This is a genomic window from Nonomuraea coxensis DSM 45129, assembly GCF_019397265.1.
GTDB lineage: Bacteria > Actinomycetota > Actinomycetes > Streptosporangiales > Streptosporangiaceae > Nonomuraea > Nonomuraea coxensis.
This window is the reverse complement of record NZ_CP068985.1, coordinates 4,124,036-4,136,871: the sequence shown is the minus strand read 5'-3', so window position 1 is coordinate 4,136,871 and position 12,836 is coordinate 4,124,036. Positions and strand designations below refer to the sequence as shown.

At 71.2% G+C, this 12,836-nt stretch carries 11 protein-coding genes; 5 read left to right on the top strand and 6 right to left on the bottom strand.

Annotated features, from left to right (window positions below; all coding sequences use genetic code 11):
* Positions 1-9: 9 nt before the first annotated feature.
* The 5 genes from Nocox_RS19375 to Nocox_RS19355 form a co-directional block, all read right to left on the bottom strand.
* A complete protein-coding gene (locus tag Nocox_RS19375; protein WP_033407458.1) occupies positions 10-1,962 on the bottom strand; it encodes an ABC transporter ATP-binding protein/permease in 1,953 nt (650 codons plus the stop codon).
* 114 nt (positions 1,963-2,076) lie between these two features.
* Complete coding sequence (locus tag Nocox_RS19370; protein ID WP_020539741.1) at positions 2,077-2,553, bottom strand: (2Fe-2S)-binding protein; 477 nt, start codon at positions 2,551-2,553, stop codon at positions 2,077-2,079.
* 17 nt (positions 2,554-2,570) lie between these two features.
* The gene (locus Nocox_RS19365; protein ID WP_020539742.1) at positions 2,571-4,880 is read right to left on the bottom strand and encodes a molybdopterin cofactor-binding domain-containing protein; all 2,310 of its coding nucleotides are present in this window, start codon (positions 4,878-4,880) and stop codon (positions 2,571-2,573) included.
* Entirely contained in the window at positions 4,877-6,085 is a 1,209-nt protein-coding gene (locus Nocox_RS19360) for an oxygenase MpaB family protein (protein WP_020539743.1), read from the bottom strand. The genes Nocox_RS19365 and Nocox_RS19360 overlap by 4 nt, the downstream gene beginning before the upstream one ends.
* Before the next feature lie 30 nt (positions 6,086-6,115).
* Positions 6,116-7,330: an oxygenase MpaB family protein gene (locus Nocox_RS19355; RefSeq protein ID WP_020539744.1), complete on the bottom strand. Its 1,215-nt coding sequence runs from the start codon at positions 7,328-7,330 to the stop codon at positions 6,116-6,118.
* A 159-nt stretch (positions 7,331-7,489) separates the two neighbouring features.
* Between Nocox_RS19355 and Nocox_RS19350 the strand changes: the two genes are divergently transcribed.
* The 4 genes from Nocox_RS19350 (at position 7,490) to Nocox_RS19335 (ending at position 11,046) form a co-directional block, all read left to right on the top strand.
* On the top strand, positions 7,490-8,170 hold the full coding sequence (locus tag Nocox_RS19350) for a TetR/AcrR family transcriptional regulator (protein ID WP_026213659.1): 681 nt from the start codon (positions 7,490-7,492) through the stop codon (positions 8,168-8,170).
* Between the two features lie 213 nt (positions 8,171-8,383).
* Positions 8,384-9,346, top strand: coding sequence for an arabinan endo-1,5-alpha-L-arabinosidase (locus tag Nocox_RS19345; protein WP_246649818.1), 963 nt, complete (start codon positions 8,384-8,386; stop codon positions 9,344-9,346).
* A 97-nt stretch (positions 9,347-9,443) separates the two neighbouring features.
* Complete coding sequence (locus Nocox_RS19340) at positions 9,444-10,631, top strand: MFS transporter (protein WP_033407459.1); 1,188 nt, start codon at positions 9,444-9,446, stop codon at positions 10,629-10,631.
* Positions 10,632-10,683: 52 nt separating this feature from the next.
* On the top strand, positions 10,684-11,046 hold the full coding sequence (locus Nocox_RS19335; protein ID WP_020539748.1) for an anti-sigma factor antagonist: 363 nt from the start codon (positions 10,684-10,686) through the stop codon (positions 11,044-11,046).
* Between the two features lie 13 nt (positions 11,047-11,059).
* Here Nocox_RS19335 and corA read toward each other — a convergent pair whose 3' ends face one another.
* The gene (gene corA, locus Nocox_RS19330; protein WP_026213660.1) at positions 11,060-12,061 is read right to left on the bottom strand and encodes a magnesium/cobalt transporter CorA; all 1,002 of its coding nucleotides are present in this window, start codon (positions 12,059-12,061) and stop codon (positions 11,060-11,062) included.
* Positions 12,062-12,301: 240 nt separating this feature from the next.
* Between corA and Nocox_RS43705 the strand changes: the two genes are divergently transcribed.
* Positions 12,302-12,802 (top strand): hypothetical protein, encoded by a 501-nt coding sequence (locus tag Nocox_RS43705; protein ID WP_020539750.1) that lies wholly within the window; start codon positions 12,302-12,304, stop codon positions 12,800-12,802.
* Positions 12,803-12,836 lie beyond the last annotated feature (34 nt).

Genomic DNA, 12,836 nt, shown 5'->3' with positions numbered 1-12,836 from the left:
ATGCCGTGATCATGGGCATGGGTGGGCCGGGCTGGAGGGCCGGCCGAGGGGATCGTCGTCGTCGGCGCCCAGGGGGGCCACGTGCCACGCGCCGTCGCCGAGCAGCCGGAGCTCCTGGGCGTGGTGCCGGTCGACGCTCGCGCGGTGGCTGACGCTGACGAGGATGGTGCCGGGCAGCTCGGTCCGCACCAGCCGGTAGAGGGCGAACTCCAGGCCCTGGTCCAGCGCCGAGGTCGCCTCGTCGAGGAAGACCACCTTGGGCCTGGTCAGCAGGATCCGGGCGAACGCGACGCGCTGCTGCTCCCCCGGAGAGAGGATCTTGGACCAGTCCTGGACCTCGTCGAGCCGTTCGGCGAGGTGCGGCAGCGCGACCTCGCGCAGGGTGGCGCGCAGGGTCTCGTCGTCGATGCCGCCCTCCTCACCGGGGTAGGTGACGACGGCCCGCAGGTCGCCGAGCGGCACGTACGGCAGCTGCGACAGGAACATCGTCTCGTTGGCCCCGCCCGGCCGGGTCAGCGTGCCGCTGGTGAACGGCCACAGCTCGGCGAGGCTGCGCAGCAGGGTGGTCTTGCCGCTGCCGGACGGCCCGGTGACGACCATCGTGTCGCCCTCCTCCAGCCGCAGGTCGAGCGGCTCGATGAGCGGCCGGCCGTCGGGCGTGCGGACCTCGACGGCCGTCAGCTCGACCTCCGTGCCGGTGCTCGGCCGGGTCGTCACCTCCGGCAGCGCCCTGGCCTCGGCGTTGGCGACGACCAGGCCGTGCAGCCGGATGATCGCCGCCCGGTAGCCGGCGAAGGCGTCGTAGGCGTTGCGGAAGAACGACAGGCCGCTCTGGATCTCGTTGAACGCCGACGCCGACTGCGTGAGGTCGCCGAGGCGGATCTCGGCGGCGAACAGCCGCGGCGCCTGCAGGACGTAGGGCAGGGGCACGATGCTCTGGCTGATCGCGAGGTTCCAGCCGTTGAAGCCGATGGTGCGGTTCAGGTAGCGCTTGTAGTTGGCGACGACGGGGGCGAACAGCCGCCGCAGCCCCGTGCGCTCGGCGACCTCGCCCCGGTAGAAGGCGACCGCCTCGGCGGCGTCGCGCAGGCGCACCAGGGCGTAGCGGAAGGCGGCGTTGTACTTCTCGTTCCTGAAGGCCAGCCAGATGATCGGCCGGCCGATCCAGAACGCGACGACGGAGGCGAACAGGACGTAGACCAGCCCGATCCAGAACATCGCCCGGGGGATCTCCGTCCCGAACAGGGAGAGCGTGCCCGACAGGTTCCACAGGATCGCGGTGAACGACACGATCGAGATGACCGCCGAGATCGCGCCGAACAGCAGCGTGCCCGCCGTCCCCCCGTTGCTGGGCAGGTTGGGCAGCGGCCCGTACCCGGCGGTGAGCACGTCGATGTCGGCCTGGATGCGCTGGTCGGGGTTGTCGATGGTGTCGTCGATGAACCGCGACCGGTAGTACGCCTTCCCGTCGAGCCAGTCGCCGGTGAGCCGGTCGGTGAGCCAGGCGCGCCAGGCGAGCACGAACCGCTGGAACAGGAACAGGTCCAGCAGCAGCCGGGCGATGTGCACGGCCGCGAGGACGCAGAAGATCCCGAGGGACGTCCAGAAGCCCTGCTCGCCGGAGTCGCGCACCGGGGCCTTGCCGACGGCGATGCCCTGGACCGCGACCTGGAGGCTGGACAGCATGTCGTTGCCCTGGTAGCTGAACAGCACGTCCAGCCGGACGCCGGTGACCACCGACAGCAGCAGGGCGCCGAGCCCGAGCCAGACCCTGACGCTGTCGCGGCCGGTGAAGTACGCGCCGGTGATGTGCCAGAACTGCCGCCCCCACGTGGTGGTCAGGCCGATGAGCACGAGGACGGCCAGGGCGCACACCGCGGCGATCGCCCACGCCTTGGCGATCCACAGCAGCGAGGTCCAGAGCTCGGAGCTCCAGTCGAGCGTCGGGGTGAACAACTCCATTCCGGAAACGTATACGCACGGAGAGTGACGGACGCGGGAAAAGCTCAACTCGCGCCAGGAGTCCCCCGGACGGTCGTGCCGGGGACCGGCGGGGGTTCGCCGGTCCCCGAGGCGTCAAATGTGCTCGGCGCCCTTCCTGATGGCCTGCCTGATGCGGACGTAGGTGCCGCAGCGGCAGATGTTGCGGATGCCGTCGAGATCGGCGTCGGTGATGGCGCGGCCCTCCGCGGCGACCCGGTTGACCAGCGCCACGGCGGCCATGATCTGGCCCGGCTGGCAGTAGCCGCACTGCGCGACGTCGTGCTCCAGCCAGGCCCGCTGCATGGGGTGCAGGTCCTGGCCGACCGTGGCCGGCAGGCCCTCGATCGTGGTGACCTCGTCGGACGGCCGCAGGTCCTTGACGGGGATGGCGCAGGGGTTGACCGCCTTGCCGTTGAGGTGGCTGGTGCAGGCCTTGCAGACGTTGATGCCGCAGCCGTACTTCGGGCCGGTGATGCCGAGGACGTCGCGCAGCACCCACAGCAGGCGTACGTCGTCGGCGACGTCCACGGTGACCTGCTCGCCGTTGACGCGGAAGGTGTGTTCGGGCACTCCTGGGGCTCCTCGGTTCAGCGGGCGTGGTCGAGACCGTCGGTCGGGGACGGCGGGACCGGCGGGACGGTGGGCTTGGGGGTGAAGGAGAGCGTGCCGTGGTTGATCGGGAACGTGGTGGGCATCGTGCCGGTCGCGCGGCCGTAGGCGCAGGCGACGGCGGCCATCGACCCGGCCACGGCCAGCTCCCCCGCGCCGCCGGGCTGCTCGGACGTGCTGGGCATGACGATCACCTGGAGGTCGAGCGGGGTGTTCCACTGCCGGGTGTAGAAGTAGTTGTCCCAGCTCGCCTCCAGGAAGTACCCGTCGCGCAGGTGCAGGCTGGAGGTGAGGGCCAGCGCGATGCCGTCGGAGACGCCGCCCATCATCTGCGCCTCCAGCCCGCGCGGGTTGACCGCGAGGCCGACGTCCACGGCGAAGACGACCTTGGTGACGCGGGGTCCGGTCACGGCGTCGCGGACGGTCCTGTTGACGGTCTCGGGCCGGCAGTCGATCTCCACCAGGCAGGCGCTGACCGACTTGTACTCGGCGTGGAAGGCGATGCCCTGCGCGGTGCCCGGCGCCATCGCCCGGCCCCAGCCGCCCGCCTCGGCCGCCCGCGCGAGCACCGCCCGCGAGCGGTCGTCGCGCAGGAAGGAGTGCCGGAACCGGTACGGGTCCTTGCCCATCCGCGCCGCGAGCTGGTCGACGATGAGTTCGCGGGCGCAGGTGACGTCGGGCGAGTAGACGTTGCGCATGCTGCCGGTGTTGAAGTCCTTGTCGGTCTCGGCGAGCAGGTGGCTGGCGGCGCCGAAGTCGTACGACATGGCCTGGCTGAGGTGGAAGAACGTCTGGGAGAAGCCGATGTCGCCGACCGGGAGCCGCGCGGCCATGGCGGTGAAGATCTCGCCGAGCCCGTGGCCGAGGTCGGTGGAGACGCTGGTGTGCCGCTGCTTGTAGCTGAGCACCGTCTGGCCGAGGTAGGCGGCCCTGACCCGGGAGGTCGCCATCGGGTGCACGCGGCCCTGCCGGGCGTCGTCGGCGCGGTGCCACATGAGCTTGACCGGCTTGCCGATCTTCTGTGACACCTCGGCGGCCTCCAGCGCGGCGTCGAAGAAGAGCTTGCGGCCGAAGGAGCCGCCGCCCTCGGTGACGTGCACGGTGACCTTGCCGGCCGGGAGGCCGAGCTTGGCGGCGATGGCCTGCTGGGCGACGATCGGCGACTTCAGCGCCGACCAGATCTCGGCGCGGCCGTCCCGTACGTCGGCGATCGCGCAGTTGGGCTCCAGCGCGCTGTTGCCGCGGAAGTGGAAGGTGAAGGTGCCCTCGACGACCGGCGTCGGCGGCCGGAGCCCGAGGGGCAGCTCCGCGGCGGCCAGCTCGCGCAGCACGCTCTCGTCGGACTTGCCGGCCGCGGTCCCGGGCCTCCAGGTGACCTGGAGGGCGCGTACGGCGTCGATGCACTGGCCGAACGTCTCGGCGCGCACGGCCACGCCGGTGGCGATGACGACGGCGTCGGTGACGCCCGGCATGGCGCGGACCTGCGCGAGGTTGCTCACGGACCCGACCTTGCCGTTGATGGTCGGCGGGCGGCAGACCATGGTCGGCTTGGCGTCAGGCACGTCGAGGTCCATGGTGAACTTCTTGCGGCCGGTCACCGCCGCCAGCGCGTCCACCCGGTTGTGGGGCCGGCCGATGACGGTGAAGCCGGCGCGCGGCGCGAGCTCGACGCTCACCTGCCGGGTGCCGGCGCTCGCGGCCTTCGTGGCGAGGGCGCCGATGTCGAGCCGGCGGCCCGACGGGGCGACGACCGCGCCGCCCTCCAGCCGCAGCCGGTCGGCGGGCGCGCCGAGCTCGGCCGCCGCCGCCTCCAGCAGCCGCAGCCGGGCGACGGAGGCGGCGACCCGGATCGGCGTGTACGTCGAGACGGTCGTGTTCGAGCCGCCGGTGAGCTGGTTGAACACCAGCTCGGGCCGGGCGTCGGCGAGCGTGACCCGGACCCGGTCCAGGGGCACGGCCAGCTCCTCGGCGATCAGCATGGCCGAGGAGGTGGTGATGCCCTGCCCGACCTCGGCCCGCGGCAGCGCGAAGGAGACGATGCCGTCCGTGCCGACCTCGACCGAGATGAGGTTCGAGGTCGGCAGGGCGGCCGCGGTCATGACGTCGTTGAGGTCGATGAGCTCGGTGAGCTCCGGGGAGGGGATCCCCGCGGACGCCGTGGCCTCCCCGGTGGCCGCGGCCGCCGGGGAGGGAGGGGTGAGCTCGGCGGCGGCCACCAGGGTCGGCGCCGCCACCACGTAGCCGAGGAAGCGGCGGCGCCCGATGGTCTCGTCGGCAGGTCCGGTCATGTGCCGGGGCGGTTGGTCGTCGGGATCTCGATCTTGGTCTCCTGGCCCTTGGTGAGGAAGAACAGGATGTACTGCCGTACGGCCTCGTCGATGACCCAGGCGATCGAGGGCACCAGCGGCAGCGGGATGAGCCCTTCGCGGAACTTGACCAGCTTCGGCCAGGCGGAGCTGATCAGCGGGTCCCACACCGGCTCACGCCGGATGCCGTCCCAGTCGGCCACCTGGTCGCCGACGAGGTAGCGGGCGAGCGCGTTGCAGAGCGGCCGGCTGATGCTGCCGGGGCTGGTCTGCTCGGCGAGCTGGCCCAGCAGGATGTCGGTCAGCTCCACGCCCTCGGGCGTCGGGCCCATGTTGCGGGGCAGGATCTGGTCGGACTGGGCGTTGGCGGCGTCCCAGCTCGCCGGGATGTACTCGTCCCTGATGCCGAGCATGTGCGCGGTGACCTGCCACACGTGCAGGTACGCCGCGGACTCGGCGGGCTTGATCGGCACCTGCCATTCGAGCATCTTGCGCATGGCGTAGGTCGGCAGGGTGTGCCAGGTGACGAGCATGTCCTCCTGGCTGATCGGGATGTCGCCGCCCCAGTGGGGAGACTGCTGGAGCAGGTGCCGCACCGCCGCGTGCACCAGCCGGGTCTTGACGGACTGGACGATGCACGTGCCGTCGGGGCGGTAGGCGTTGAGCGCGCCGACGGCGAAGCCCAGGAGGCTCGTCTTGGCGACGCGGTCCTCCATGTCGGCCCCGCCCTTGGAGTAGTAGACCGCGCGGGCCTCCTTGGGGATGGCGGTGCTCAGCATGCCGCCGCCGACGCCGTTCAGCAGGTTGAGGTAGAGGCCGCGCGACTTGTTGAAGGTCGCCGCGGTCTCCAGCTTGGCGCGGTCCGCCCACGGCGGTAACTGCCTGGCCTTCTCGATGAAGGCCACGAGGTCGCCCGGCAGGCCGGCGGGCAGGGGCTGGTCGTTGCGGTTCCAGTCCCACAGCAGCCGGTTGACCTCGGGGACGGCGCCCCGGTCGAGCAGCGAGGCCACGAGCGGGTCGGCCTCCTCGTCCCAGACCCAGCGCGGGTCGAGGCCGGCGCCGGCGCCCGCGACCGAGCCCGTGGGCGACCAGGTCCACGCCTGCGCCGGGCTCGCGATGCTCAGGGCGCCCACCGCCCCGAGGGCGCCGCCCGTGATCAGCATCTTGCGCCTGCTCAGATCCGCCATCGGCGGGAGCTCCTTTCCTACGGCCCTTGCTCAGGAGGGGCGGTTGCTGTCCGGGATCTCGATGCTGATCGGCCGCGCCTCGGACAGGAAGAGCAGGGCCGCCTTGCGGAGGAACTCGTCGAAGAGCCAGTACGCCTCGGGCGCGAGCGGGAACGGCAGCAGTCCCTCGCGGACGGCGATGAAGGGCCCCCAGGCGACCTTGAGCAACGGGTCCCAGATGGGCTCCCGGCCGATCTTCAGCCAGTTCGCGATCTGGTCGCCCAGCATGAAGCGGGTGAACGCGCCGAGAATGGGCTTGCTGAGGATGCCGGCGTCGACGGACGAGCCGAGGTTGAGCAGGATGTCTGCCAGCTTGATGCCCTCGGGCGTCGGCGCCAGGATCGGGGTGAGCACCTGGGTGGCCTGGCTGTTGGCCTCGGCCCAGGACGCGGGGATGTACTCGTCCTTGATGCCGAGCATGTGCGCGCCCACCTGCCAGGAGTGCAGGAACGCCGCGGACTCCGAGGAGGGGATGGGCACCTTCCAGGCGACCAGCTTCTGCATGACGGTCGTGGGCAGGCTGTGCCAGGTGACCATCATGTCGCGCTGGCTGATCGGGATCTCCTCGTCGGCGACCTGCGACCAGTACGGCGACTGCGGCAGCAGGTGCCGCACCGCCGCGTGCACCAGCCGGGTCTTGACCGCGGTGACGATCATCTCGCCGTCGGGGCGGTAGGCGTTGGTCGAGCCGATGTCGTAGCCGAGCTTGGCGGTCTTCGAGATGCGGTCCTTCATGTCGGCGCCGCCCTGCGAGTAGTAGACCGCGCGCGCCTCCTTGGGGATGACCGTGCTCATCATGCCGCTGGCCAGGCCGTACAGGACGCCCAGGTAGAGCCCGCGTTTCTTGTTGAACTCGACGGCGAGGTCGAGTTTGCCCTGGTCGGCCCACGAGGGCAGCTGCCGGGCGCGCTCCATGAAGTCGCGCAGGTCCCCGGGCAGGCCGGCCGGGAGCGGCTGGCCGTTCTTGGTCCAGGTCCGCAGCAGCGTGTTGACCTGGGTGACGTCGCCGCGTTCGAGCAGCGAGGCCACGATGGGGTCGGCCTCCTCGTCCCAGACCCAGCGCGGGTCGAGGCCCGCTCCGGTGCCGGCCACCGATCCCGTGGGCGACCAGGTCCACGCGTGTGCCGGGCTCGCGATGCTGAGCGCGCCCACCGCGCCGAGCGCGCCACCCGCTTTCAGAATGTTGCGCCGGCTGAGTCCGTCCATTGCCGCTGTTCCTCCTTCTCCCGAGGCCGGGGGGAGTGCCTTCTGATACGGTGAAACAACATACGATTCTGCGTATCATCAGAGCACACGGTGACGGACATCACAAGACCGCGGCAACGGCTGTTGGCGATTGAGGCAGAATCAGGACAGGAGGTGATCGTGGAATCTGTGCTGTCCGGCCTCTCGACGCCATCCGAGTCGGAGTCGTTGCTGGAGCGCGCTTATCTTGATGCGGTCGAGCAGGTCGGCGACACCGACGAGCTTCGCGGGCGCATCCTCGACGCGGCCTACGAGCAGTTCAGCCGCATGGGCATCCGCCGCTCCACGATGGAGGACGTCGCCCGGCGGGCCAAGGTCTCGCGAATCACCGTCTACCGGCGTTTCGCCACCAAGGACGCGCTGGTCGAGGACGTGGTACGGCGCGAGTTCCGCCGCTACTTCGACCAGTTCCTCATCGACATCGAGCGCGCGCGCACCCCCGCCGAGCGGGTGGTCCTGGGCTTCGTGAGCTCCCTGCGCGCGATCCGCGGCAATCCGCTGATCGGCGGGCTGATCGACATGGAGCCGGACCTGCTGGTGCCGTCCATGGTCAGCGACGGAGGGCTGACGCTCGCCGTGGTCCGGCAGTTCGTGGCCGGGCAGCTCCGCCGCGAGCAGCGCGCGGGGCACGTGCCGGCCGACCTCGACATCGACCTCGTGGCCGAGCTCATGGTCCGGGTGTCGGCCTCCTTCCTGGCGATCCCGAGCGAGATCGTCGACCTCGACGACGACGCGCAGCTCGCCTCCGTGGCCAGGCGCTTCCTCGTCCCGATGCTGCACCCGCCGCCCGACGGGACGTGACGCGGCCGCCATGAAACTTTCGGGGGCCCGGCGCGGGCCGCACCCGCCGTGACCTCAGGCGGGGCGCCGATCCGGCCCGGCGGCCGGCGCGGCCGGGATTGACCGCGCCCGGCGGCGGCTTCTAGCGTCGCTTCCGCCCCGGACCTTACACAGATGGGTGAGATCATGAAAACCACGCGGTCAATCCGACACAGAATGTTAGCGCTAACATCAATGGTGGCTCTCGCACTGGGCCCCGTGCTGACCGTGACGCCGGCCGCCCAGGCGGCGGGCCGCACCGCGGCGGCCGCGGCCTATCCCGGCCCCGGCGTGGTGACCGGCGACATCGGGGTGCACGATCCGGCGGTGGTCCGCCGGCCCGGCGGTGGCTACCTGCTCGCCCACACCGGCGACAACATCGCGCTGAAGACCTCCGCCGACCGCACCGCCTGGCGCAACGCCGGCGTCGTGTTCCCGGACGGAGCGCCCTGGACGACCTCCTACACCGGAGGCAGCCGCACCCTGTGGGCGCCGGACATCTCCTATCACAACGGTAAGTACTACCTGTACTACTCGGCGTCCACCTTCGGCTCCAACACCTCGGCGATCTTCCTGGCCACCAGCACCACGGGAGCGTCCGGCTCGTGGACGAACGAAGGGCTGGTCATCTCCACCAACTCCTCCAGCACCTACAACGCGATCGACCCCAACCTCGTCGTGGACGACCAGGGCCGCTGGTGGCTGAGCTTCGGCTCGTTCTGGACCGGCATCAAGCTGATCCGGCTCGACCCGGCCACCGGCAAGCGGCTCGACAGCACCGTCCGCGGCATCGCCCAGCGGCCCGGCAGCACCGCGATCGAGGCGCCGTACATCTACAAGCACGGCGGCTACTACTACCTGTGGGCGTCCTTCGACGCCTGCTGCCGGGGCGCGGCCAGCACGTACCGGATCATGGTGGGCCGCTCGGCCAGTGTCACCGGCCCGTACGTCGACCGCAACGGCGTGGCGATGACCTCGGGCGGCGGCACCCAGGTGCTGGCCGGCCACGGCTCGGTGCACGGGCCCGGCCACCAGGCGGTCTTCGGGGACGTCGACGGCGACATCCTCGTCTACCACTACTACGCCGACAACGGGACGGCGCTGCTCGGCATCAACAAGATCGGCTACGACGCGGCCGGCTGGCCGTTCGTGTACTGAGCCGGAGATCGGGCAGGCGCGGGCGCACCGTCTGGTATGTCACCGTTAACATTCGTCTGTACGCCGATGCCCACGCCTGCCCCCCGGAGAGCCCTCGTTGGACCTTGCCATGCGCCGGCGCAGGCACGCGCTGTTCCTGCTGTTCTTCCTGCCGGGCGTCGCGACGTCGTCGTGGGTGACCCGCACCCCCGACATCCGCGACCGGCTCGAGGCGTCCACCGCGCAGATGGGCTGGATCCTGTTCGGCCTGTCGCTGGGCTCCATGATCGGCATCCTCCTCTCCGGACGCCTCACCTCCCGGTACGGGACGCGGCCCGTCATCGTCACCGGCACCCTGACGATCATCGCGAGCCTGGCCCTCATCAGCGCCGGCGTGCTCCTCGCCTCCGTGCCGCTGGTCACGGCGGGCCTGGCCGGGTTCGGCGCGGGCATCGGGGCCGGCGACGTCGCCGCGAACGTCGACGCCGCCGACGTCGAGCGCGCCACCGGCGCCACGACACTGCCCACCCTGCACGGCTGCTTCAGCCTCGGCACCGTCGCCGGCGCCTGCGCGGGCATCGCGGCCACCGCCACCCGCCTCCCCGTCCACTGGCACCTGGCCGCCGTCACCCTGCTCTCGGCCGCGATCTTCCTGTACGCCGCCCGCTCCGTCCCCGCGGGCACCGGCCTCGGGACGCCCGGCGGGTCCGGGACGGCCGGTCCGCGGCCGGCGGTGTGGAAGGACGGCAGGCTGCTGCTGATCGGCGCGATCGTGCTGGCCATGGCGCTGGCCGAGGGAGCCGCCAACGACTGGCTGCCGCTGCTCATGGTGGACGGGCACGGCCTCGGCACCGCGGCCGGGTCCCTCGTCTACGCCGGGTTCGCGGCCGCCATGACCGCCGGCCGGTTCGCGGGGACGTACTTCCTCGACCGGTTCGGCCGCACGGCGGTCATCCGCGCCAGCGCCGTCTCGGGGGCGCTCGGGCTGCTCCTGGTGATCTTCTCCGACAGCGCCCTGCTGGCCGGGGCGGCCGTGCTGCTCTGGGGGCTCGGCGCGGCGCTGGGCTTCCCCGTCGCGCTGTCGGCCGCCGGGGAGAGCGGGCCCGACGAGACCGCCCGCGTCAGCCTGGTGGCCGTCATCGGCTACGTCGCCTTCCTCGTCGGCCCGCCCGGCCTCGGGTTCCTCGGCGAGCACTGGGGGCTGCGCGCGGCCATGCTCGTGGTGCTCGGCTTCGTCGTCTCCGCCGCCTTCCTCGCCCCCGCCGTCGACACCCGCCGCCCGGCGGCCGTCCCTCCCGCCCGGTGAGGATCGCCTCCTCGCCTGCCGACCGAGGACCTCGACCACTACGATGACACCCATGATCGCGCAGGACGACGAGAGCGACCGGCCCAGGAGCCTGACCCTGACCTCCAGGGTCATCGACGACATCGCCGTGATCGCCGTCGACGGGCTGCTCGACGCCACCACCCGCGAGGAGTTCGCGGAGTTCCTCTCCCAGGCGGGCCCCGCGCTGGTCCTCGACCTGGCCGGGGTGACGTTCATGGACTCGCGCGCCCTGGGGCTGATCGTGCACCGCTGGCAGACCTCGCTCTCCTCCGGCGGCAGGTTCGCCCTCATCGGCGTCGACTACGCCCGCGCCCGGGTCATCTGGATCACCGGCCTCGCCGACCGCCTGCCCCTCTACGACAGCCTGGAGGAGGCCCTGGCCGCCCTCGCCTGACGGCGCTCCGGCTTCACAACCAGCCGCTCCGGCGCAGCAGCCGGTACACCACGAGCACGGCCACCGCCATCGTCCCCAGGCACAGCGGGTAGCCGAACGTCCAGTGCAGCTCCGGCATGTGGTCGAAGTTCATCCCGTACACGCCGGCGATCAGCGTGGGGACGGCGATGAGGGCCGCCCAGGAGGAGATCTTGCGCATGTCGGCGTTCTGCCGCATGGCGACCTTGTTCTGCTCGGCGCCGACCAGCGCCAGATGGGCGCTGAGCGCGCTGGTCAGCAGCTCGTTGTGCTCGTCCACCTTGCCGTCCACGCGCAGCAGGTGGTCCAGGACGTCGCGGAATAACTCCCGGTTGCTCGCGCACAGCTCCACCCGGCCCTTGACGATCTCCTCCAGGACCGGGATGAGAGGGTCCTGCGAGGTCCTGAACTCCAGCACCTCCCGCTTCAGCGAGTAGATGTCCTCGGTCACGTCGGCCTGCTCGCCGCTGAACACGCGGCGCTCCAGCGCGATCAGGTCGTGCTCGACCTCGTACGAGACCAGGGAGTAGGTGTCGACGACCTGGTCGCAGATCGCGTACATGACGCCGGCGGGGCCCGCGGCAAGCAGGCCGGGGTCCGACTCCACGCGCCGGCGCACCTCCTTCAGCGGGTTGGCGGCCCCGTGGCGGACGGTGATGACGAAGTCGCGGCCGAGGAACAGGTTGATCTCGCCGACCTCGATGTCGGAGGTCTCCTCGACGTACAGCAGCGTCTTGAGCACCACGAACAGGGTGTCGTCGTAGCGTTCGAGCTTGGGCCGCTGGTGGGCCTTGATGGCGTCCTCGACCGCCAGCGGGTGCAGCTCGACCTCGCTGCTGATCAGGTCGAACTCCTCCCGCGTGGGCTCGTGCAGGCCGATCCACAGGAAGCCGCCGTCCCTGGTGCGGGCGGCGCTCCAGGCGTCGCTGATGTCGCCGGTGATGGTCCGGCGCGTGCCGTCGCGGTAGATCGCCTTGTCCACAATCACAGCGAGCATTCTCGCGCGGACCCGCTCCGCCCGCGCCGGTCAGGGGCAGCCGCCACCCGTACGCCGTCCTCGCCGTGGCCCTCGTACACCGGCCCTCGGCCGAATGAACCCTCTTGGCCGAGAATGACACCACCTGCCGTTTCAGGCCGGAATCAAGGCGTTCGCAGGCGAAGAGCCCGGATCGGCAAGCGGGTTGAAATCGGTCCCGAGCATTCTGTGGTCACCGCCTCCCCAGGAAGGACGCTCCCCATGACCGCCACCCGCGCCCTCGCCGCCCTCGCCGTCACCGCCACCGCCGCCGCCGTCCTGATGACCCCGGCCGCCGCCCAGGCCGCCGCCGGGCCCGCGACCACCGCCGCCGCCGCGCAGTCGGCTCCCATCGTCTGGGGCCCGGCCTACGCGCCCGGCAGAAGGGCCAAGGCCGCCGGCAAGCTGATCGCCACCGGCGAGGACCACGCCGACCTGCCCACCGCCGCGGTTGTCACGATCTCGGGCACCGTCCAGGACTCCACCAGGTCGGCCTCCTGCGGCTGGGCCGTCTTCCGCATCACTTACCGCAAGGGCAACAACCTGCCGAACAGGAACCACTGGGTGCGCGACTGCTCCTACCGCACGCCGAAGCACTTCACGCTGAAGCACCACGACGTCTACCAGGTCGAGCTCAAGGTCTGCGCCGAGGCCAAGGCCGCCAAGCCGTCCCTGAACTGCCTGTACGCCGGCACCTGGAAGACCCTCTACCTGTCCAAGTGAGGCGTGGGACCGCCGTGTCCGGGTAGCCGACCGG

What these genes read in the sequence shown, in the direction of transcription:
- corA (WP_026213660.1), bottom strand. Translation starts at nt 12,061, where the DNA reads ATGCTCGCTGTGATTGTGGACAAGGCGATCTACCGCGACGGCACGCGC.
- Nocox_RS19360 (WP_020539743.1), bottom strand. Translation starts at nt 6,085, where the DNA reads ATGGCGGATCTGAGCAGGCGCAAGATGCTGATCACGGGCGGCGCCCTC.
- Nocox_RS19375 (WP_033407458.1), bottom strand. Translation starts at nt 1,962, where the DNA reads ATGGAGTTGTTCACCCCGACGCTCGACTGGAGCTCCGAGCTCTGGACC.
- Nocox_RS19345 (WP_246649818.1), top strand. Translation starts at nt 8,384, where the DNA reads ATGGTGGCTCTCGCACTGGGCCCCGTGCTGACCGTGACGCCGGCCGCC.
- Nocox_RS19335 (WP_020539748.1), top strand. Translation starts at nt 10,684, where the DNA reads ATGATCGCGCAGGACGACGAGAGCGACCGGCCCAGGAGCCTGACCCTG.
- Nocox_RS19355 (WP_020539744.1), bottom strand. Translation starts at nt 7,330, where the DNA reads ATGGACGGACTCAGCCGGCGCAACATTCTGAAAGCGGGTGGCGCGCTC.
- Nocox_RS43705 (WP_020539750.1), top strand. Translation starts at nt 12,302, where the DNA reads ATGACCGCCACCCGCGCCCTCGCCGCCCTCGCCGTCACCGCCACCGCC.
- Nocox_RS19365 (WP_020539742.1), bottom strand. Translation starts at nt 4,880, where the DNA reads ATGACCGGACCTGCCGACGAGACCATCGGGCGCCGCCGCTTCCTCGGC.